The organism is Vibrio sp. DW001, assembly GCF_029016285.1.
Taxonomy (GTDB): Bacteria; Pseudomonadota; Gammaproteobacteria; order Enterobacterales; family Vibrionaceae; genus Vibrio.
Genome location: NZ_CP091975.1, coordinates 1,401,441 through 1,422,613, shown reverse-complemented (window position 1 = coordinate 1,422,613; position 21,173 = coordinate 1,401,441). Strand labels below are relative to the sequence as shown.

Here is a 21,173-nt window from a genome sequence, read left to right as displayed (position 1 = left end):
TACAACTTCTTTCATTTGAGTTGTAGAGCTAAGAAATAAAATGCTCTTTGGTATTATTTTCTATCTAGTTTCTGGGCTTGTTTTTTCAGTTCTGAATCAAACTCATCCGGATAAAGCACAACGCCTTCTTCATTGATATTAGGGAAGACAACAATAGCCAACTCATCGTCTTCTAATCCACGCGTCCAACGGCTATGCCACTTGTTGATAGAAATACTTTCAGCAGTACAATGTTCCCATTCACCGGTCGCCCATTCTGTCGCAAACTCTTCATTTGGCCATACAGGTACACAATCTTCATCATCTGTATTTAGCATGACACATCCGTGTTCATCTCTAAGAATCCACACGCAACGACTAGAAGCGATCTCTTTAATGCAATATTTCATTCGCTGATCAGCGTCCATACTGTTTATCTCTTTCAACTTACCGCTATCACGTTTATCAGTCATACATACCTTAGATATTTTTAGGGTTTACGATCAAAAAAAGCGAAGGTTTACACCCTCGCCTTTACATCGCTTTTTATTAACGCCGTTATAAAAGCTCGTTCTGAAGCCAAGGCCAACCTTGCTTCTTACGACTCAACGTGTTTTCCATCATGAGCATGCCATCTTTTTCATGCTTAACCAGCTTATCCGCCCATTCACCTTTGAATAATAAGCGAGTCGTAGCTGAAGTGATGTCGGTAAGCATTACCGCTGCAAATGACAAACCTTCTTCATCGCAACGACGTTGAAGGTCATCTTCAATTGCAGTAATCATACCGTCGACTTGCTCGAGTGTTGCTAGTTCAATCTGACCAACAACGACATTTTTGCCTAAAAACGGATACGCTTTAAGATCTTTTTCAACCAATTGAGATGCATTAAGGCCTTTGATATCTGTTTTTGCTATCAATAGGTTTTTAATAAATGTATCTAAATTTGTCACTTCTGCGTATACGGCAAGAGCCTCAACCGCGTCTTTGTCTTTCTGAGTACAGGTTGGTGAAGCGAAACCCACAGTATCAGACAAGATTGCTGACATCATGAGCGTTGCCATTTCACGAGTAATCGTTACTTCTTCCATTTTTAGAAGGTTATATAAGATAGTACAGGTACAACCTACTGGCCAAATCCAAGCTTCCAACGGGTTTATCGTCATAACATCACCTAAACGATGATGGTCAACAATGCCTATAATCTCGGCTTCATTGATGTCGTCTGGTGCTTGAGAAACATCCGTGTAATCGACCAGCCATACTTTTTCTCCCGCTACACTTGTACGCAATTCTGGTGCTTCTACTCCTGCTTGCTCAAGAATGTATTGAGTTTCGCGATTGAGTTCACCTAAGCGAATTGGGTTTGCTTCTAGCCCACGAGCTCTTAGTAATTCGGTGGCAACTAATGCACTACAAATGCTATCACTATCTGGGTTCTTATGACCGACAACTTGAATCATGTTATATCCTATACAAGTTTATAAATGAGGATTAAAGTCTTATTTGACCTTCCTTTAATGACGAATACTTTACCTGATTTTTAGAATTTGTCATTGGGTTGATTGTAAATAATTCTTACTACTTGTTACTCATTTTATACAAATTCTACTTCAGGTGAAACAAGCACGCGGTATTATGACTATTATTAACGATATTACGTGTATATCCGTCGACCCTAAACCATTGGAAAACAGACCAAATGAAACATATAGCCATTATTCTATCCGCGTTAATGAGTTGTGTAAGTTTACCTGCATTTTCTACTATTGAATTGATAGCAGACTCGAACCTAGATTTGTTGGTTATAAATGGAGCGAAAGCAAAGGTAAACAGCAGCCTCTTTTCGTCCAAACAGACAGCAACACTGCCTGACGGGGAAAACCAAATTGCCTTTAGATACAGTTATACCTATACCAGAGGTGACAACTATACGCGCGTTGATACACCGGTTATTATCGTAAAATTCACCGCAATTAATACCAAACTCACCTTCGTGTTCCCGGAATTCAGAAATGCCACAGAAGCGGAAAAAAACATCGATGATGTCACCTGGGCTCTTATCGATACCGATAACCAACAAGTTATTGAAAAAACCGAGGATAGCCTACGAATTGACGGCATGCAGATCGGTCGAGACTACGTAAAGGAAACACAAGATTACAACGCTTCAGGTGGACCAGCTTCGATTTCGAATAACAATGCCTCAGTGACTAACCACACCTCAAGCTCCCCAATGATTGCCGTCGGTACAGCCACAGCCATCGCGACTGGAGCCGTTGTAGAGATAACACCGTCGTCGCCACCATCGTCTCACTCATCGAGCGCGGACACCGCCGAAGAAATGCTCCATTTTTGGTATGACAAAGCGACACCGGAAACCAAGGCGCGCTTTAGAGCCTATATCAATCAATAAACACTTTGATTATGAAACCACACATTCATATAAAAAATGCCGACCTATAAAAGGTCGGCATTTTCATGTCACTTAAACAATGAATGACTTATTTACGCTTTCATCTCGATCGGACCGCCAAACGAGGTTACTGGTGGTAACTCACCTACAAACTTCTCAAAATCAACCAAACATGTGTTCGCTGACGTCGCTTGAGACAATTCTGATGCAGGAATATCTTGAGTCAACGTATTTGGATCGCCATAGGTATCGATAGAACCCACCTTTTCGTTAGCAGGACCATACCATGCACCCTCTTCGATACGAACCACGCCTTGAGCATAAGAGTCCATCAACACAGCACCAGCAAGAAGCTGACCACGCTCGTTAAATACCCTTACCATATCACCGTCTTTGATGCCTTTCGCTTTTGCATCTTCAGGATTGAGGTAGATAGGCTCTCGACCATTAACTGCGTAGGTTGATCTTATCTCCTCAGACTCACACATTTGTGAGTGAAGACGCTTATCAGGGTGACAAGACTGTAACCAGTACGGGTGTTTATCTGAGCCCGGACCACCATGTGAACGTTCACTTTTCTCAAACCACATTGGGTGTTCTTGACACTCTTCATAACCAAAACGACCAATCTTACGACTAGAAATTTCTAAGAAACCGGAAGGCGTACCTAACGCATTGGTTTCAGGGTCATCACGGAATGCCGCATGGCGAACCCAAGGTTTACCTTTGCCCGCATCGAAATACCCTTTTTCCCAGAACGCATCAAATTCAGGCAGCTCAAATTTACCCGTATTCGCCTTACGACATTCGCTATATAGATGTTGCACCCACTGCATCTCATTCATGCCGCGAGTATATTCTTTATCACGACCAAAGCGTTTGGTCAGCTCAGTCATAATATCGAAATCAGATTTCGATTCGAATAGTGGCTCAACCAATTTATGCATGGCGACTAACCCACGCTTAGAATATGAACCGTATCCATCTAAATCATTACGTTCCCATTGCGTACAAGCGGGAAGAACGATATCGGAGAAACGACAACTTGCTGTCCACGCAAAATCTACCGTTACAACTGTTTGAAGATTTTGGAACGCTTTCTTCATATTGTTACGGTCTTGATGGTGATGCCATGGGTTGCAACCGGAGATAACCATCATCTTGTAACCCGGAAGTTTAACCATATTACCATTGTGGCGAATCTCTTTGCCCGGATCGGTCAAGCAATCAATCCAACGAGCAACCGGAATGACATTGCTGTAGCCATTAAAATCGTTATTGTCCCATTTTGGCTTTGTGCCTTGTTCTGGGTTACGAGGGAAGCTACCCGGACTTGCAAATTCAGTTGAAGGAACACCAATAGAACTGTAATGGTGACCATAAGAAACACCACCACCAGGCAGACCAACTTGACCAAGCATTGCGGCTAAAACAGCGCCCATCCAATACGGTTGCTCACCGTGTTGCTGACGTTGGATTGACCAACCAAATAGAAGCTGGGTCCGACCATTTGTCAACATACGTGCGAACTCACGAATCTTGTCTGCACTGATGCCACATATTTCCGCCGCCCATTCTGGCGTTTTTTCTACTTTATCTTTTGTTTCACCGTTTACATAAGCAATGAACTCTTCAAAGCCTAAGCAGTACGTGTCGACAAAGTCTTCATCGTAGAGCTCTTCTTTATACAAAGTATGTGCAAGCGCTAACATAAATGGAACATCTGTTTGCGGATGAATATACATGTGGTCATTGTTGAAGAAACGTTGTGATTTGTTCTTAACTGGGTCAACCGATATAAGGTTAATATCACCTTTCGCTACTTTTTCTTTCAGTTGATCGAGATACTCAAATGACTCGTGAGTTTCACAGTTCCAACCAACTTGAAGATTCTTAACTGGATCGTTCGCCCAAAGAATAATGTTGTCACTGTTCTCTAAGATCTCTGACCAAGAGGTACCTTGAGCGTATACCTCTGTTGAACCTAAAACATAAGGTAGGATAGTTTGGCCAGCCCCTGTCGAGTAGTCACCGACTTTCTTAATAAAGTTGCCATGCATTGCAACCGCGCGTTGCATGTGGTTACCAGAAGAGTGAACCTGACCCGTTTGACGCCAACCAGTTTGACCAGCATGAAGAGCCCAAGGGCCGTAGTCTTTCTGAACGCGTTCTAACTCATTGTAGAAGTGGTCGATAGCCTCATCCCAGCTAACACGAACAAAACGGTTGTTACCACGTGTATCGGCTGCATATTTGTGTTTCTTAAGCCAATCTAGACGTATCATTGGGTAACGTACACGTGAAGGGCTATAAATGATCCCTTTTATGCCGTTGAGCATTTCGGTTGGGTGCTTGTCTAGCTCAAGTGGCTTGATCTCTTGCACTTTACCGTCTTGTACTAGTGCGCGAAATGCGCCCCAGTGTGACCCAGTTGTTTTCCATGTACCAGCATCCGCAGCGCTTGCTTTTGCTGACATTAACAAACTAGGACCAATTACAGATACAGCGCTCGTTGCTGCTGCACCCTTAAGAAAGCTTCTTCTTGTTATAGTCATAGGGTTACTCCTTAAAGCTTAATGGCTATCTTCAGAGAAATCTGAAGAGTGTTTTTGTAAATATTTTAAGATGAGGGCTTCGGTATCCGTATCGAAATTTACGAATGCCAGCATCCCGTTGAACATGCCAGGCCAAGTATTCGTATCGAAGTGACCCTCTTCTGGTTGCGAATGACAAGTAGAGCAGTTTGATTGATACGCGACTTTGGCTTTTTCCCAAATTGGATCAATGCTATTGATTGCGGTTTCTTTCTTCATCCAGAGTTTCGCCGTGACTCGTTGCCAAGGCAGACCCGTTAGATCATCCACTTTCTTTTCATGTTTCTTGATGATTTTCTTATTTTTTGCCGCCGCCTTCGTCAATGAAGCAACACCAATATTCATACCAAATTCCTCTTGGATTACGCGCGCAAATCCGCGAGCTTTACGCCAGCCTTCTATTTGTATTTGAATCGCATCCCCCTCTTGAGCGACGATAGTCGCGCTCGATGCGGGCATTATTTTTCCAGCATCAACGGTCATTGACGAATCTTCAAAGAGCGCCAGATGTCTTATCGTAGTAATACTTTGGCCAATGTCATAGTTGGTCTCGGTTGCGATTTCTTCCAATGCTTCCATCATATCGCCGGCGCCATTCATACCTTCTGGCAATTTGTGTGCAATACCTTTATGGCAATCAATGCAACTTTGATCTTTTTCTGCCGCTAATTTCATCTGTGTTTGCGCAGCCGGGGACATTGAGTCGAAATCCATCGAGTCATAGTTATGGCAGTTTTTACACTCTAGAGAGCCATTCGCTGAGAATCTGTCCCACTCATGCTGTGCCAGTGCTTTACGACGCTCTTCAAATACGCCAGGCTCGTCATAATTACCAAATACCTGAGCGAAGACTTCTTTAGATGCCTGCATTTTGCGCGCAATCTTGTCTGTCCACTCGTGAGGAACATGGCAATCTGGACAGGTTGCACGTACACCAGAGTTATTTTTCCAGTGAACGGTTTCTTGAAGCTCCTTGTACACATTTTCCTCCATCGTGTGGCAACTGATGCAGAACTCTTCAGTATTGGTTGCTTCGAGCGCAGTATTGAATCCACCCCAAAAAATTACACCGGCGATAAAGCCGCCTAGCGTTAACACGCCCAAGCTAATATGCAACGCTGGTCGCGTCATGGTTGTCCAAAGTTTTTTAATTAAGGCAATCATATTTGGTTCTCTAAAAATTGAGTGTTTAAAAGGAGAAAAGTATTAACCGTGAATGCCCGGAGGCCCCATGAAAAAGACTTGCATAAACCAAATTAAAAATCCGTAACCGCCGACTAGGGCAACGCTTAAAACAGGAAACAGAACCACGGATATAATAAGAAAAGACTTCCACTCCAGAGATCTGGTTTCGCCATCCATGCTTTTGTTAACATTTTTCATACATTTACTCGCTATGTAACTAATATCAGCCAATCAATGTCCGAGATTATCGAACAACAATTCATTTGTTATTATAAATTTTAATCCCATTAAAATGTTTGCTTCAATAACCTTAGGCCTTGTACACCAAGTTATTCGCGGCTTTTTTGATGTAAAACGAAGATGTGTTTTATTAATATTTTATGTGAATAGATGTAAACGGATATGTAAAAATAATATCGGTTTATTTTGCGATAGAAGGGGATTAACTCGAGTGAAAATTCATTATTATTTGTTGGTTTTTACTTAATATCGATAGATATTGGCGGTAATATAAAGGTTTGAGTCCGCCTATTTTGATGTTTGAAATGTTATCAATTTGTAAAGTTACTACAAGAATATACAGTAAATAACCACCGTTGATTTCAAAATGCGGTATGCTAATCATCACCTCCTATTTGATAAAAACAGCCATGCAGACAGCCTTAGATATTTCTTGGATACAGCTTTCGCTCTTCTCTCTTGTGCTTCTTGTACCTTTGTATATTAATCATCGGTATCAACTGGAATTGATGAAGGATATGGTAACCGCCACCATTAGAATGGCCGTCCAACTTGTATTAGTAGGCATCTATTTAGAATTCGTATTTCAGACCAATAACCTATTACTCAATTTATTATGGTTAAGCGTCATGGTCGTTATCGGAAGTAACGCGATAATCACGAAAGCTAAGCTACCTGTAAGGCTGTTATTTTTACCGGTTTTAACGGGTTTATTGATAGGGTTGACCCCCCTACTTTTTATTCTAACTTTCGCCATCATTCAACCAACGCCTTTATATAGTGCCCAATACATTATCCCTCTGTCTGGAATGCTACTTGGCAATAGTTTGAGTGGGAATATCGTCGCACTGCAAAATCTGTATGATGCATTTGAACAACGTAAATCTGAATACGAAGCGGCTATCTCTCTAGGTGCCTCACCACAGTACGCGTCTATCCCTTTTGTTCGTGTCGCGATGCAAAAATCCCTAGCACCAATCCTTGCCTCTATGGCGACAACTGGGGTCGTTACACTTCCGGGTATGATGACAGGGCAAATATTAGGCGGCACTAGCCCAATGATTGCCATCAAATACCAGATGATAATTTTGATCGCTATCTTTGTCATGATGTCCATTTCAATAACAATTACGCTTCAATTGAGCTTAAAAAAGACCCTTACTAAAGAAGGTAGGGTGAGGGTGAAATTTCTTTAAAAATAGCTTGCGCTTATGAAAAGCTCATTCTCATTAGTGTTTCACATTTTATCCACAGATATTGTGGATAAACACTTGTATGATTGAGTTCTATTGGTTATTTTTTTATACCCATTTGACATAAAAAGGCCAGCATTCTCATGCTGGCCTTGCAGATAAATCAAAATACTGGTTAGTTGTTAATCTCGTAGATAGATCAACCAATACCCCATACCAACAAAAATTCCTCCACCAATAATGTTTCCTATGGTGACAGGTATCAGATTATTGATTATAAAATTGGTTAAGGTTAAATCAGAAAATTCTGCCGCAGTTGTGCCTGCAGCCTGCCAAAATTCAGGGTTAGCAAACATCTTTATACCTATCGCCATCGGTACTTGAAACATGTTCGCAATACAGTGTTCAAATCCCGATGACACAAACATGGCAACCGGTAACACGGTCACCATAATTTTATCAGTAAGGCTTCGGCCACTAAACGTCATCCACACCGCTACACACACGAGTACATTGCACATTATCCCTAGTGCAATCGCTTGGAAAAAACCATGGTGAAGTTTATGTTGCGCAATTTTCATTGCGTTAATACCGACAGCTCCATGGTCAAAGGTATACTGTTTAGCCACCAACATGATTGCCACTAAACCAAGTGCACCGATGAGGTTGCCTGAATAAACCACACACCAATTAGATATCAAACTACGCCAAGTAATCTTACCACTTGCGTGCGCTACTAATGTAAGTACAGAACTGGTGAATAACTCTCCACCAGTGATAATAACAAGTATGAGACCGAGGCTGAATGCCAACCCACCAATGAAATGGCTGTATCCATACGGAACTGATTCAGTACCTGTGGTAACCGTGGTGTAAAAAACAAATGCAATACCAATATGGATACCAGCAGTAATTGCCAATAAAAAAGATTTCATTGGGTCTTTCGTTGCTTTCCCAACCCCCGCTTCTGCCGCTTTTTCTGCCATTTGAGGCGGTAATAATGAATCAAATTGATTCATATTCATTTCAATGTTCTCTGGGTTACTCAAATAATACGCGGATATTCCTATGATCTAGCTCACATTTCAAGCCGAATTATAGCTTCGCCAAATTTATTTTATATGGGGCTTCATTCCAGCTATAAAGGTGATGTTCTTTATTGTTTTTAGCTATATCCTAAGGCAGGTGCTTTCCCTACAATAACGCTGTATATTGCTCTAAAACTAACCATTTCCATCATAGCTAACAGTTCTTTGCACAGATTCTTGTTCCGAAGCGCAATGCAATTTAATGTTGATGGCAGATAAAGATAAATTGTTAAGGAATTAAACATGAAATATACAGAAGAAAACATCACCGAACTTAATCTACTTCTTCAGTTCGATATAAGCAGCGCAGCAAAAGGTATCAAAGTTCACAATGACGCATCAGAAGAACTACAAGCAGCAGTGAAACGTTTATATACCAAAAATCTATGTACCATGTCAGACGGTGGTTATTTGACGAACGAAGGTATTGAAGTGGCTGAGCATGCTGACAAAGTATTGCGTATCCTTTCCGTGTAATTGAGAGCGGTTGATGACTAACATTGCTATCGTTGGAGCAGGTTGGCTTGGCCTTCCGCTAACACAACGTCTACATTCTGAAGGACAATCCGTTTTCGGCACAAGGACTACATCAGAAAGGCTCAAAGAACTGGAAAAATTATCCCTTCCCTGCTTTGCGCTGAACTTAGATTCTGAATGCTCGGTAGCAAACCCACTGATCATAAACCAATTGCAATCTCGTAACGTACAAACCCTTGTCGGCGCTTTCCCTCCTGGATTCAAAAAAGGTCAAGGAAAAGCGTATGTCAATCGATGGCAGGCCTTGGTTAATAGCGCGTTAAAAGCCGGAGTGAAGAAAATCGTTATGATCAGCTCCACATCGGCTTACTCTAATGCTAACCAAACGATGTTTGAACATGACGCCTATTTGTCATTAGCAGAAAATAATGACCTATTCTCTGAGAATGCATGCACCATGCTGACTGCCGAGCAATCGTTAATCGATTCAGGGATAGACTATGTGATATTGCGATGCTCGGGATTATTCGGCCCAAATCGTCACCCCGCTCGCTTTGTCAGTAAAATGACCAGTATTAGTAACGTCGCACCCGTCAATATGGTGCACTTAGAAGACGTCATCAATGCGGTGATATTTAGCTTAAGCAATATCACCAATCAAGTCGTTAATATTACATCGCCTAATACCGTGACAAAATACGAGTTTTACAAACAAGCGATACTCAACAGCGACGAAGAATTGCAGATGCCTGAATTGAACAACATACCTGCAAAAAGAATCAGTGCAGAGAAAATTGTCCAATTAGGTTTTCAGTTTCAATATGAGAAGGTTGTCGATGGCTTAAGCCACTGTTAAGTTGGTGAGTTTATCGCTTTCAATATCGTCCCCACCAAAGTGGGGACGATATTCCAATGTTAATGGTTATTCTCAGAGGGATAACCGTTCAACTAGACAAATTGAAGACGGCAACCGGTAATATTCAATTGCTGTACACCTGCTCTATATACTCCTCAAACGCTTCGCACATCGCGTCATCCGACCGTTCATTCAATGCTAGTATTGTTGACCCATCGACAATCTTTATCTTCGCATTGAGGGGGGTTATCGCCGTGCGTTTACGCGATGCAAGAGCAGCTATTTTATCTTGCTCTATTCGCCAGGCTTCATCCGAAGTCAAGTTACACTCATCAGCGAGATATTTCGCATTGAAGCCTTCCCCTGTTAAAGCTTGTATCGATTGTGTGTGAGAGACACTGTTTCCTGCCGCCCAATAATGCTTCGCCATTAACGGACCGATGTTAGGATTATCGGTTAAATAGCCAAATTTTTCCGTAAAATACGCCCGCGTTTGATAGACCGCCATATGTGCCAGTAAATAACCTTGATAGGCACAAGCTGACTCATCAGAAAGAAGGTGCGGAATTGCCATAAGTGGCCTAGGACTGCATTCTAAACCAAGTATCTTTTTCTCAGATTTACGCGCTAGCTTAGTCACCTGCTCTGGCGACAATTCATCATCACTTAATAGATATAAATCCCGTTCAAAATAAGGCACCACCAAAATACTTCGTTCTTCGTAGGCCTTGAATGGTTGCTTACTATCTATCATGCCCTTTATAACTTCTTGAGTAACCGACTCACCATTTGCATTTCGTGCATACTGTTTTAACCAATCTCCATCTGTGAGTAGGCTATCACAAAACATCGATTGTGTTTCAGCATAGGCCATTGAGGTAGGTGCAAATTCTTGAGAAAAACAAGGTGCATTCATTTTTACATTGGCAAAATGCGCGGCATGGCCGCCTTCATGGAAAAGCGTATTGATACCATCGTACCCACTGCCCATTTGGTCTGGCTTAGCGTTACTCGTAAAATTAACCTTTGCCGCTACCCAATCTCCTTGGTCATAAAACGAAGGAATAGGACCATGACAGAAACCATTTGGATACTTGCCCTTTCTATCCAACAAATCAAGCGTAAGCTCCGCGCCAGAATAATCAATATTTAAGCGACCGAACGATTCAATCCAACGTCGCAGAGATTGAGAAAAAGGAACGTACTGATCTAGGTCTCTCATCGCGTCACCAGCAAAAGAGAACACAAAGTTATGCGCTGATAGGGCTTGAACACCTTTCTCATTAACTAGATTTGTTAAGCTGCCTAAATGGCCTTTCTGAGTTTGCTCTTCGAAATCATCTAAAATAGAAAACAGTTGCACCGTGGTCATTTGTTCTGTTTTCTCAATCGAATAGTCAAAAAATGTCTTGTATCCCAATGAACGAGCAAACTGGTTTCTCAGTTTCACCAATTCCAAAAGCCCATTTTCGAGTAACCATTGCTCTAAGTCGAGAAGAGCATTATGCGCCGACTCTCTTACTTTCTCATTATCATGAGTACGAATGACTGCCCCTATCGTCGGGAGCGAACCTTCAAGTCTCACACCTTTCTCATCGGTGTAATGCATAATATGGTTCTGTTTTTTCTCAAATAGATCAGCTTCAAATTGAATCAATTTATCTTTTAATTGTTGCGCTTCTCGCGACTCGATACAATGCGCCTGAAACATTGCAAGCCATCCAGACAGACCAACGATGGTTTGTCGTTTTTCTTCAGGGTCTTTTATACTATTGGCTACGTCTATTTGTGCTTTTAACTCATTAATCTTCAGTGGATTACTTAGGTATTGAGTCCATTGAGTTTGCGCTTTTGTCGATCCTTCATGGTCATCGCTGATTCCCATGTACGTTTCCCAAAAAAAGTCTTCTTTCTCTTTATGGATAGCAAGATATTCTTGATTCAATTTATTGAGGTAACTGGTTGCTGTCATGATATTTTTTCATTAATAGATACACGCTTTTTATATTAGCATGCATCGTCTAAATGCGCTTTTTGCTTTTATATATTTGGCTCGTATTGTGTTACGCTAAGGCAGATTTTTAGGTGGCAAAAAGTTAGGAGTTCACATGGCGTCAGATTTATATGGTAGTAGCGCAGCATATGCTCGCAAAGAAAGTGATTACCGCGATAGAGCATTGAAAATGTATCCATGGGTATGCGGAAATTGTGCTCGCGAGTTTGTATATTCAAATCTGCGGGAGCTAACGGTCCACCACAAAGACCATGATCATACCAATAACCCTAATGACGGTAGCAATTGGGAGTTACTGTGTATTTACTGTCATGATCATGAGCATTCGAAATATACCGACCATGACCAATATGGTACTGAGATTAAACCAGGACAAGATGAGCACGAAAGTGCAACACACAACCCGTTTGCTGATCTTGCTAAGTTAATGAAAAAATAACAAATAAAAAGCCAACCCTATGATTGCGATTGGCTTTTTATTGCGTCACTACGTTTAATCTGGTTTTGCACAAACGATGAGAGAGCCTTTATCTGTGTAGTTACTCGCATTTGGTTTGTAACTTGACGTACTTAATATCGCAACTGGAGTGCCCTTCTCTGGAGAGATTCCAACCATTGAGCTATAAGGCAAATACTTATGTTGAAAACTCATTAATGCCGAGCTTTTATATGCATCAAGAATTCCTAATTCAAGCCCTTTACTCTCACAGTATAATTTCGCTTCCTCAGGTAAATACAACTGTTCCTCATCAACGTATTTTCCTTCTTCTGTTTTTTGACCTTCTCTTTCAATAAACACTACACGTTTACCATCTTCATCTTCAACCCCAAGAAAAGATAGGTCGATTTTCAAATTACCATGAACTTTGTCATCATCACCTGCCAACATTAGTAATTCATATTTCGATTCCAACGGACGACTAGCGTTTATATACAAACCAATAGGCATTTCAAGGCTATTAATCTCATCGAAATGTGTGGTTTTAATATGAATTTTATCTTCTGAAATTGTAATCAACTGGTTATCAAATTGGTTATCAAAATCAACGGATGTTGTCGAACCATCTTGATTTACATATCCTATTTCATTAATGACCATTTTGTTTCCACTAATAAATAAGAAATTATTGAGCGTTTGTTCTTTATCTTTGTCTTTATGAAACCAGCGAATATCAATTTGTACAGTACCATCAGGTAATAATCGAGCGTTCTGTTTTGTCACCAACGGCGTAGCAAGTAGCCCTGGGTTTTCAAAAAAAGAGTAGTCGGCCTTCCTAATATAGGCTTCCGATTTATCTGGCCAACCGTAGGTCATTCCACCACTATGATTAAAACCATGATTATGATGTTTCTCATGTAAATAAATGTCATTGGGCGTAATCTGCCCTTTTTTATATAGCACTTTATCAACCACACTTAGCCAACCATTTCCGACCGTCGCCATCCCATAAACTAACCCATCAACATAACGAGCCTCATAATGTGAGTTAGGCTTATGATTTAGTAAACTGAACAGTTTTTCTGTCGCTGAGTCACTATCCGAATAGCGTAACATTGGCGTTGAATGGTCGAAACCACAATCATAACTCTTATTTGAAATTCTATTCTCTTTCGTTGATAACGCAGGTAATAACCCAGCTCTCTTCAGTAAGAAAGTAGTAGCATGATTTACATAAGAAAAATAGTTATTGACCACCCGGTAACCAACGATCTCTTTAGTAAAACTTTCTATCTGAACTGCGGTTGCATCTAATGTTGTATCATCATTCGTATTGGTATTAAATGAATTGATTTTCACTCTAAAAAAAGGGGTCTCTTCATAAAATAATATTGCCGCATCGCTAATAGATACGGGACTTCTTACGGTAATAGTTGAAAATGCCTCAACCGTTTTTTCAATGGTATAAAACACGTCACCCATTTGCACCACAGGATGAACAAGCGTCCGGGGTGTGTTATTAGATAGCAGAAACTGAAAATTGTTATCATAAGAAACCGATACATCATCTAAGTCCATGCCATCTCTTAGCTCGCGCGCGATCAATTCAGTTCGTAGAATAGATTCTGAAGGGATCAGATACGAAACACTCGGGTCGGGAACAACCAGATCGTCACTGTCATTTTCCGTTTCACCTACACCTGTGTCCACTTCACCCGCGATATCATCATCAACGATGACATCACCGTCATTACACCCTCCTAATAAAATAATAATACTACACAAAAAACATTTAATTCCGCCGCTCATAATAAGGCTCCAACAATAAACACTAAACAGGGTTAATATGTATGCAGACTGGAGCCGAACGAATAATTAATATAACCATAAATAGCAGGTTAAAATATAATCGTCGTGTCGTTGATTTTCAGACAAGGTTATAAATAAATACCAAGTAAAAACTTCACCCTACAATAGGGTTGATTCTAATTAGTCTGAGGAATTACAACATAGCAAAACTATAAAAATATTTATTTGATAATGCCTAATATTATTTTTACGGTTAAGGGCGTTACAGGTTATTAACTATGTTTATATTTACTCGTTGAATTGATTGATTGGGGAGAAAAGAACGAATCTCATTATTTGAGATTCGTTCTTTTGTACAATTTATTTGTGCGAACTAATTTTCCAATAATTTTCCTTGCACATCTTGGTTGAGGTCATTCTTCTTACTAAACCCTTTCAGTCCTACAACATGCACATGTTCGTGGTCTTTGAATATCTTTCGAACGAGTTTATAAGTCGTCCCTTGCTCAGGACTGATATTCTCCGGTGCTGCGATAAGTAACTGCATATCTAAGCGATCACATAGCTCAAATAATGTATTAATCGATTTGCTGTCTAGTCGAGCGGCTTCATCTAAGAAGAGTAAACGGCATGGTACGATATCTTTGCTACGCAATCGACGAGACTCTTCTTCCCAGCTTTGAACCACCATCAACAATATCGACTGACCAGTTCCGATTGCTTCACCAGTAGAAAGCGCACCCGATTCGGCTTGTAACCAACCATCTGTTCCTCGATTCACTTCCACGTTTAGTTCGAGGTAGTTGCGATAATCGAGTAGCTCTTCTCCCAATATTTGAGGAGAGCGCTGCCCCATATCGATATGCGGGTTCACACGATGAAACAACTTAGCCATCGCTTCTGAAAAGGTAAAACGAGAGGTTTCAAATAGGTCTCTGTGCGTATCCTGTTGATGAGCCAATCCTTTTAAAAGTGTCTCGTGACTTTCACGAATATTGACGTTCAAGCGAACTCCCTTCACCTGACCAAAGTTAATATTCGATAAACCTTGGTTTAGCAGTCGAATACGGTTTTGTTCTCGTTGGATTGTTTTCTTGATTATCGATGCTGCAGAATCGGAACTGATCGCTAAACGATTTTCACGTAACGTCAGCTCCTCACTCAATCTTGCTAACTCGACTTCCATCTCTTCTATCGCTTCGACCGGGTCATCAGTGCGAATAATATCTTGTCGGATACGCTGTTTGAGGTGCTGATAAACAGCAATGTAAAACAGCACTTTGCGTTCAGGGTACGCATTTTCTTCCGAGGCCCTTAATGTGTCACGAAGCTCCTCATTATCAGCAACCGCTAAACGAAGTGCTCCCAAAGACTTGTCGGACATGGAACGCAGTTCCCTTGCACTTAAATATGCGAGTTCACGGCGATAGAGACGTCTTTCTACGTCATGTTGTTTCGCAAGGCGTAGCACCTCACACCAACTTGATTTCGCCAATACTGCGATATTTCGAATCTCTTTATATTCTTTTTCTGAACGTTTCAGCGTTTGTGCTACCGATTTCATTTCTAATTCAGTCGCGGTAATAGTACGCGAATGCTCACTCCGGCGGTTTCGGCTAGAATGCAGTTGATCGAACAGCGATTCTTTACGGCTACGAGCACGATCTTCTGAGCCTTCAGAAGTGCTAACTCCGAATTCTTGCAACTCGTCTTTAAATTCTTGAACGGTCTCAGATTTGGCTTGGTAAGCGCTTTTAAGTGATACTAATATCTGATTTGTCTGATTAAATTCATGATTTGCCAGCTTTAGCGACGCCCTATAACTTACTCGGAGCGACTCAGCTTCAAGCAGTTTCTGTTTTAGCTGTTCACTTAGCTCACTGCTTTTAGCTAACATTGAGACAGAATCTTTGTAAGCGAAATAGGTGCGGCGCTCTTTTAGATCGGCTAGAGCAAATTGATTACGTTTCAATGCTTGTAGGTTTTGATCAACCTGCTTGTATTCCAATTCAATTGAGACAGACTGTTCGGGGTCATTCGCCAATGCCGAAAGATACCCTTCAAGCACGTTGATACTGGATTTATGTCGGCGAATAAATACCTTACTTTCCGACACGTTATCCAATTGTCGCGCCACCTCTGAACGTCTGTCCTCTATGGTTGAATCGTCAGCTAAATAACCGATAACAGGCAGGATTTTATCCAGTAAATTAATCGCTTGTTTACTTAGGAGCAACCGAGACTGCTGTTGCTTAGTCGCCGACTCTACGCCGCTTAACTCACGCTGAGTCTCTGCTAGCCTAGCCCTAATCTTTTGCATCTCTTTTTCAGGGTCCGTCTCAAACGCATCTTGAATATAAATCGACACAAACTGGCTAAATCTTTGGTACAAACGTAGGATTTTTTGCGAATCAAACGCCGCTATAGAGTGCAATTCAAGAACGTCGTCTCGCTCTTTACGCAAGATATCTAGCCTTTGCTCGCGTGCCGCTCGGCCAAATAGAGGTATCTGTGGAAAACGAGAATACCGTAATTGCCTTTCATTGTATTGAACGCACACAGCACCTTCCAACTCACTTGCGTCGAATGTACTGTCATCAAACGCGTCAACATTGCCCTCTATGACATAAACATCTTCTGGGCAGTCAGTCATTTGATTCAGTTTTTCTTTCACACCACTCAAATCTGAAACAACAACAGCATGACGGGCTGGGCCATACATGGCACTAAAATACGGCGCATCCTCCAGAGTAATGTCGTCATATATTTCTGATAGCAGGACACCGCCCAAAGTTACAGCAACGTCTTTTAATCGTGCGTCGTTTGCTCCCCCCGATGAGGCAAGCTGTTCTATTTGCTGATTTAGCTGATCCCGACGTATAGCTAATCGCTCTTTCTCTTGGTTAGTCTGCTTTTCTGATTCCAACACTCTTTGCATATGAGACATAACCGCTTGGCGGCTATTCAACGGCTCTTCAGTCTGTGTACCCAGCTGTTCAAGCGCATTGTTTGCCTCTATCCATGCGGGAGCGCGAGCTTCTAGTTGCTTTAAGGCTAACTGAAAGCTTTGTACCTGTTGAGTAAGCTGAATTCGTTGGTCTCGGCCAAGCTCTACTGAACGCTCTATCTCCTCAATCAATGCCTGATGATGCAGATATTCTTGACTTACATCACTCTCGTCATTGAGGTCGAACTGACTGGTGTTCTTATATCTCTCGGCGAGATCTAATGCTTGCTTCTGTTGGTTGAGTTCGCGCTCGATCTCCTTAAATTGAGACTTCCACTGCGACTCATTCGCCAGCAATAACTCCCCATCTTTTAGTGTCGTTATCGCTTGTTTTGCATACTCCAATACGTTCGGTCTCTCTGCATCAACATAAATGCTTTGCACCAAACTTAAACCCTCTTCAAACTGTTCAGCCGCTGCCGACGAAATATCGAATTTATGTTTAAGCGCCAACAAAGTTTGCGTCTGCTCTTGTTCTTGCTGCTTAAGCTTTGCTGATAAAGGCGTAATATCTTCAAGACAAAGCGTTGGGTCTTTGAATACCACGCGCGCTTGTTGCAAAGACTCCACTGCTTGTTGATATTGCAACGCACGTGTTTGTTGCACATCGAGTGCTTGCTGGTAGTCTGCCAACTGCATCTGTAAACTATCGACTTCTTGCTCTGCTAATGTCGCTTGTTCATCGTGATGCAAAACGCATTCTTGCGACTCTTCCACCACCATCATCTGTTCTTCTAACCGCTCGTTTAACGCGGCTAAGTCATCGATGTAACGTTCAATTTTCTCTTTCTGTCTCAATGCATTCTGGACTAATTGAAGATGATCGGATGCGGCTTGGTGGTCTAATTCAAGAGCGAGTTCCTGCTCTGTTAGGCGTTCTAACTCTTTTTGAATAGAATTGAGCAGTTGATGCTGCTCTGTTAGTTGACGCCGTGAACTGAACAGCTCACTACGCAGTGAAAGCGCTTTATCGAGTCGATTTTTTCGATCGTTCGTATGACGCATGTAGTCAGAGGCAACATAATTAGTGGACTCAGTGAGCAGATGCTTAAATAAGTCCCGGTCAATCTGCGTCGCTTTAATTGCATCGAGTGTGATTCGGTTTTCACGCAGCGCCGATTCCATATCTTGAAACGCTTTTTTAACCCCGCCATTTTGTGGCAATAAATAATCCCTTAACGAACGCGTGATCGCACTAGAGATCCCCCCGTATAGGGAAGCTTCAATCAACCGGTAGAATTTTGAACGGTCACTACTGTTTCTCAGTTTTTTCGGCAACACTCCAAACTCAAACATCTGCGAATGATAATCGGCGACTGAATTGAACCCCTTAAACAAGACTCCTTCTGTCTCACCAACCACTTGTTTAAGTTCGTTGATATTTCTGACGCGAGCACTATTGTTAGATAACGCTTCAATCAACACGTCAGTCGGTTTCATTTGGCTTGGCAGCCCTTGAATAACAAACGGTTTAATATCAACTTTTTTGTCTCGGCCGGCGACTTGTTGCAACCTAACGCCAAAAAGGACGCGTTGCTTTCTTGAATTAATGACATCCAATGCCGCATAGCAGACTCCAGGTTGTAACTTACCGAATAACCCTTTGTCTCTTGACGCTTGAGAGCTACCTGCCTCGGTGGTGTTTCTGAAATGCAACAAGGTTTGATCGGGTATAAGTGCGGTAATGAATGCCGCCATAGCCGTCGATTTCCCTGCGCCGTTACCACCAGATAGTGTTGTAACCAAATCATCGATATCAAAAGTACGAGCAAAAAAACCATTCCAGTTAATCATCGTGAGTGATTGATATTTACCTCTTTCAATCATGCTTCGTCCTCTATTTCTTCGCCGCGTTCATGGTTATCATTCTGTCGTTGGATTTCTGAGGGTTCGTTACCGAATTGTTGAGCTATCACCGCCTCTCCATCACGTATCAATCTCAATTGAGCTTCTTTCAATTCGTCCCCTAAACGAACATCAGCTCCAAAACGGAACACCGCCTCACTGATGCGAAATTTTCCATCCTCTCCTATCGCGATAACCATACCAAGCCGCTTTAAACGTCTTAACGAGGTTCTCACTTTCTCAAATAACTTCTCTTTATCAAGATCCGATCCTGTAGAGCGGTGAGTAACGATACGCATTAATTTCTGCTCATCCGCTAATGCTAGCAACTCTTCATATAATTCCTGATTAGTGAAAATACCTTCATGGGCCAAACGCTCAGGGCTAAGGTAAAGAAAACAAAGCACCTTCCCCACGAGCATGTCGAGTTCTGACAGGACACTGCGACCGATCAAAGCCGTTGAGCGCGGTCGCAAATAGAAAAATCCTTCTGGTGCCTTAACCAGTTCAGTATTATATCTTTGATAAAACAGCGCTAATTCCGTTTCAAAGTCAGAAAGTAGTGCGTGATTATCCATATCATCGGTTGATATGTGTCGGCCTGCTCTTAGCATGCTGTCTAAAGCCGGAAACAGTGGATTGGCTATCGCCTTTACCAGTTTGTCTGGCATATATTCGTCAGTATTTATTGATGACATTTGCTTGTACCTTTGCGCCAAAATCGTTAATAGATTGCCAATCTGGCTGAATAGCCTGATAGTCAGATTCGGAATATCCAAGCCTAACGGCTTGATCAATCACAATTCGAGCGAGATCAAAATGATGAGTTTGCGGGTGTTGTGCGAGATAATTTTTCAACACCGAACCAAGCTCTATCGCCTTACCCTGCTCTTTATGTAACGCCAACATCGACGTTACCTGCGTAGTTAACTCGTCGTTCACTTGTTGCAGCTCTTCGTATTCAACTTCCATGGGAAGATGACCTGTGACCTCATCGTCCCTTAAAACCATTGCTTCATCTCGAAGATCGGTCAGTTTTTCTGCATCAGCATAAGTGAGGTACCAAGGCGCATCAAAGTAGCCCTTAACTGATTCGCGAAGCCTTTGGCTGAATGCCCGGTTTTTATCCATGTCTATTGCCGTGCGAATAAACTTGTGCACATGCCTGTCGTACCCTATCCAGAGGTCGATCGCCTGTTGACCCCAACTTACAATTCGGTCTAGTTTTACCTGCAAACTAAACAAAATTTGGTCCACGAACTCTAACGCTTCTTCACCGCGTATTTGCTCTTGAATATCAAGAATTCGAGTTTGCAGCTCATCGCCTACGGTTTGTAACGTGTCTTGTAACTCTCGCAATGTATTCGAGGTGGCGGACAGTAGTGATTCACAATTACTGATGGCTTCCTGCCAATCTTTATTTAATAACTCAGCGATTTGCTGCTTAACTTCTTGTTGCTGATCATCCATTACCCGTTGATTTAGATCTATTTGATCGAATATTTCGCCAACCGAGTATTTCAGTACCCCATACACTTTCTTGTGCCAATAGGCGATATCACCACCTTCAAGAGCGGCCGACATCGCTTTCTCCATCTCATCGGAAACCATCGCTAACTGAATAGAGAGCTTAAGCTCTGAAAACTGACGATGCCTGAGGTAATAATCTGTAATACCAACGGCTAAAGATGAGAGCCTATAGATACTTGAGCCATCCGTACTTTCACTGGTGAAACGGCTGATTAGCTTTTGAGTCACTAATTCATTTATCGCGTTGTTTGCCCTGAAACTGGTTGCGTCACCGGTACTCTCAAATAACTGAGTGACGATCTTGAACGCATCATGCAACTCTCCTTCACCCAACTCATCATCAAATTTTGTATCCCCTAAAACGGCGATTGAGATCAGAAATGCCAGCCGTTCGCTAGAGAGATTCAATGAGAAGTCATGTTTTTTCACCCAACTAACCAATTCTTCTATCGGCTGCTGTGAAAGCGCTTGAGTTATTTCACTCATCGTTGTTCCTATTA

Annotated in this window: 16 protein-coding genes; 5 read left to right on the top strand and 11 right to left on the bottom strand. The window is 41.8% G+C overall.

Translation table 11 applies throughout. The features are described 5' to 3' along the window. Positions 1-53: 53 nt before the first annotated feature. Both L3V77_RS06725 and L3V77_RS06720 read right to left on the bottom strand, forming a co-directional pair. Positions 54-452, bottom strand: a complete 399-nt coding sequence (locus tag L3V77_RS06725; RefSeq protein WP_275136313.1) for a DUF2750 domain-containing protein — start codon at positions 450-452, stop codon at positions 54-56. A gap of 85 nt (positions 453-537) precedes the next feature. Continuing rightward, on the bottom strand, positions 538-1,443 hold the full coding sequence (locus tag L3V77_RS06720; RefSeq protein ID WP_275136312.1) for a manganese-dependent inorganic pyrophosphatase: 906 nt from the start codon (positions 1,441-1,443) through the stop codon (positions 538-540). Between the two features lie 239 nt (positions 1,444-1,682). On the opposite strand from L3V77_RS06720, the gene L3V77_RS06715 reads away from it, so the two are divergent. Beyond that, positions 1,683-2,396, top strand: a complete 714-nt coding sequence (locus L3V77_RS06715) for a DUF2057 family protein (RefSeq protein WP_275136311.1) — start codon at positions 1,683-1,685, stop codon at positions 2,394-2,396. A gap of 92 nt (positions 2,397-2,488) precedes the next feature. Here L3V77_RS06715 and torA read toward each other — a convergent pair whose 3' ends face one another. Genes torA through torE form a run of 3 tightly spaced genes read right to left on the bottom strand, consistent with a single transcriptional unit; the run spans position 2,489 to position 6,373 of the window. After that, positions 2,489-4,951, bottom strand: a complete 2,463-nt coding sequence (torA, locus tag L3V77_RS06710) for a trimethylamine-N-oxide reductase TorA (protein WP_275136310.1) — start codon at positions 4,949-4,951, stop codon at positions 2,489-2,491. Positions 4,952-4,969: 18 nt separating this feature from the next. Next, entirely contained in the window at positions 4,970-6,154 is a 1,185-nt protein-coding gene (torC, locus tag L3V77_RS06705) for a pentaheme c-type cytochrome TorC (RefSeq protein ID WP_275136309.1), read from the bottom strand. A gap of 42 nt (positions 6,155-6,196) precedes the next feature. After that, on the bottom strand, positions 6,197-6,373 hold the full coding sequence (gene torE / locus L3V77_RS06700; RefSeq protein WP_195702968.1) for a trimethylamine N-oxide reductase system protein TorE: 177 nt from the start codon (positions 6,371-6,373) through the stop codon (positions 6,197-6,199). 452 nt (positions 6,374-6,825) lie between these two features. On the opposite strand from torE, the gene L3V77_RS06695 reads away from it, so the two are divergent. After that, positions 6,826-7,611: an ABC transporter permease gene (locus tag L3V77_RS06695; RefSeq protein WP_275136308.1), complete on the top strand. Its 786-nt coding sequence runs from the start codon at positions 6,826-6,828 to the stop codon at positions 7,609-7,611. A gap of 179 nt (positions 7,612-7,790) precedes the next feature. On the opposite strand, the gene focA is transcribed toward L3V77_RS06695, so the two are convergent. Further along, a complete protein-coding gene (gene focA, locus L3V77_RS06690; RefSeq protein ID WP_275136307.1) occupies positions 7,791-8,633 on the bottom strand; it encodes a formate transporter FocA in 843 nt (280 codons plus the stop codon). A gap of 306 nt (positions 8,634-8,939) precedes the next feature. Here focA and L3V77_RS06685 point away from each other — a divergent pair, with 306 nt between their 5' ends. Together L3V77_RS06685 and L3V77_RS06680 are read left to right on the top strand one after the other, a co-directional pair. Beyond that, positions 8,940-9,173: a TIGR02647 family protein gene (locus L3V77_RS06685; protein ID WP_275136306.1), complete on the top strand. Its 234-nt coding sequence runs from the start codon at positions 8,940-8,942 to the stop codon at positions 9,171-9,173. Positions 9,174-9,186: 13 nt separating this feature from the next. After that, a complete protein-coding gene (locus tag L3V77_RS06680; RefSeq protein WP_275136305.1) occupies positions 9,187-10,029 on the top strand; it encodes an NAD-dependent epimerase/dehydratase family protein in 843 nt (280 codons plus the stop codon). A gap of 124 nt (positions 10,030-10,153) precedes the next feature. Here the strand turns inward: L3V77_RS06680 and L3V77_RS06675 are convergent, their stop codons facing one another. Beyond that, the gene (locus tag L3V77_RS06675; protein WP_275136304.1) at positions 10,154-12,001 is read right to left on the bottom strand and encodes a M3 family metallopeptidase; all 1,848 of its coding nucleotides are present in this window, start codon (positions 11,999-12,001) and stop codon (positions 10,154-10,156) included. Between the two features lie 136 nt (positions 12,002-12,137). Here L3V77_RS06675 and L3V77_RS06670 point away from each other — a divergent pair, with 136 nt between their 5' ends. Continuing rightward, a complete protein-coding gene (locus tag L3V77_RS06670) occupies positions 12,138-12,482 on the top strand; it encodes a YajD family HNH nuclease (RefSeq protein WP_275136303.1) in 345 nt (114 codons plus the stop codon). Positions 12,483-12,536: 54 nt separating this feature from the next. On the opposite strand, the gene L3V77_RS06665 is transcribed toward L3V77_RS06670, so the two are convergent. The 4 genes from L3V77_RS06665 to mukF form a co-directional block, all read right to left on the bottom strand. After that, on the bottom strand, positions 12,537-14,291 hold the full coding sequence (locus L3V77_RS06665) for a hypothetical protein (RefSeq protein WP_275136302.1): 1,755 nt from the start codon (positions 14,289-14,291) through the stop codon (positions 12,537-12,539). A 373-nt stretch (positions 14,292-14,664) separates the two neighbouring features. Beyond that, positions 14,665-19,125 carry a chromosome partition protein MukB gene (gene mukB, locus L3V77_RS06660; protein ID WP_275136301.1) on the bottom strand — a complete coding sequence of 1,487 codons (4,461 nt, stop codon included), beginning with the start codon at positions 19,123-19,125 and terminating at the stop codon, positions 14,665-14,667. Beyond that, entirely contained in the window at positions 19,122-19,841 is a 720-nt protein-coding gene (mukE, locus tag L3V77_RS06655; RefSeq protein WP_275136300.1) for a chromosome partition protein MukE, read from the bottom strand. Before mukE ends, mukB begins: the two co-directional genes overlap by 4 nt. Next, positions 19,822-21,159, bottom strand: a complete 1,338-nt coding sequence (gene mukF, locus L3V77_RS06650) for a chromosome partition protein MukF (RefSeq protein WP_275136299.1) — start codon at positions 21,157-21,159, stop codon at positions 19,822-19,824. Before mukF ends, mukE begins: the two co-directional genes overlap by 20 nt. Positions 21,160-21,173 lie beyond the last annotated feature (14 nt).

Bases quoted from the DNA above. Each gene is read 5' to 3' on its own strand.
- mukF (WP_275136299.1), bottom strand. From the start codon at position 21,159: ATGAGTGAAATAACTCAAGCGCTTTCACAGCAGCCGATAGAAGAATTG.
- L3V77_RS06715 (WP_275136311.1), top strand. From the start codon at position 1,683: ATGAAACATATAGCCATTATTCTATCCGCGTTAATGAGTTGTGTAAGT.
- focA (WP_275136307.1), bottom strand. From the start codon at position 8,633: ATGAATATGAATCAATTTGATTCATTATTACCGCCTCAAATGGCAGAA.
- mukE (WP_275136300.1), bottom strand. From the start codon at position 19,841: ATGTCATCAATAAATACTGACGAATATATGCCAGACAAACTGGTAAAG.
- L3V77_RS06680 (WP_275136305.1), top strand. From the start codon at position 9,187: ATGACTAACATTGCTATCGTTGGAGCAGGTTGGCTTGGCCTTCCGCTA.
- L3V77_RS06695 (WP_275136308.1), top strand. From the start codon at position 6,826: ATGCAGACAGCCTTAGATATTTCTTGGATACAGCTTTCGCTCTTCTCT.
- torC (WP_275136309.1), bottom strand. From the start codon at position 6,154: ATGATTGCCTTAATTAAAAAACTTTGGACAACCATGACGCGACCAGCG.
- L3V77_RS06665 (WP_275136302.1), bottom strand. From the start codon at position 14,291: ATGAGCGGCGGAATTAAATGTTTTTTGTGTAGTATTATTATTTTATTA.
- torA (WP_275136310.1), bottom strand. From the start codon at position 4,951: ATGACTATAACAAGAAGAAGCTTTCTTAAGGGTGCAGCAGCAACGAGC.
- L3V77_RS06675 (WP_275136304.1), bottom strand. From the start codon at position 12,001: ATGACAGCAACCAGTTACCTCAATAAATTGAATCAAGAATATCTTGCT.
- mukB (WP_275136301.1), bottom strand. From the start codon at position 19,125: ATGATTGAAAGAGGTAAATATCAATCACTCACGATGATTAACTGGAAT.
- L3V77_RS06725 (WP_275136313.1), bottom strand. From the start codon at position 452: ATGACTGATAAACGTGATAGCGGTAAGTTGAAAGAGATAAACAGTATG.
- torE (WP_195702968.1), bottom strand. From the start codon at position 6,373: ATGAAAAATGTTAACAAAAGCATGGATGGCGAAACCAGATCTCTGGAG.
- L3V77_RS06720 (WP_275136312.1), bottom strand. From the start codon at position 1,443: ATGATTCAAGTTGTCGGTCATAAGAACCCAGATAGTGATAGCATTTGT.
- L3V77_RS06670 (WP_275136303.1), top strand. From the start codon at position 12,138: ATGGCGTCAGATTTATATGGTAGTAGCGCAGCATATGCTCGCAAAGAA.
- L3V77_RS06685 (WP_275136306.1), top strand. From the start codon at position 8,940: ATGAAATATACAGAAGAAAACATCACCGAACTTAATCTACTTCTTCAG.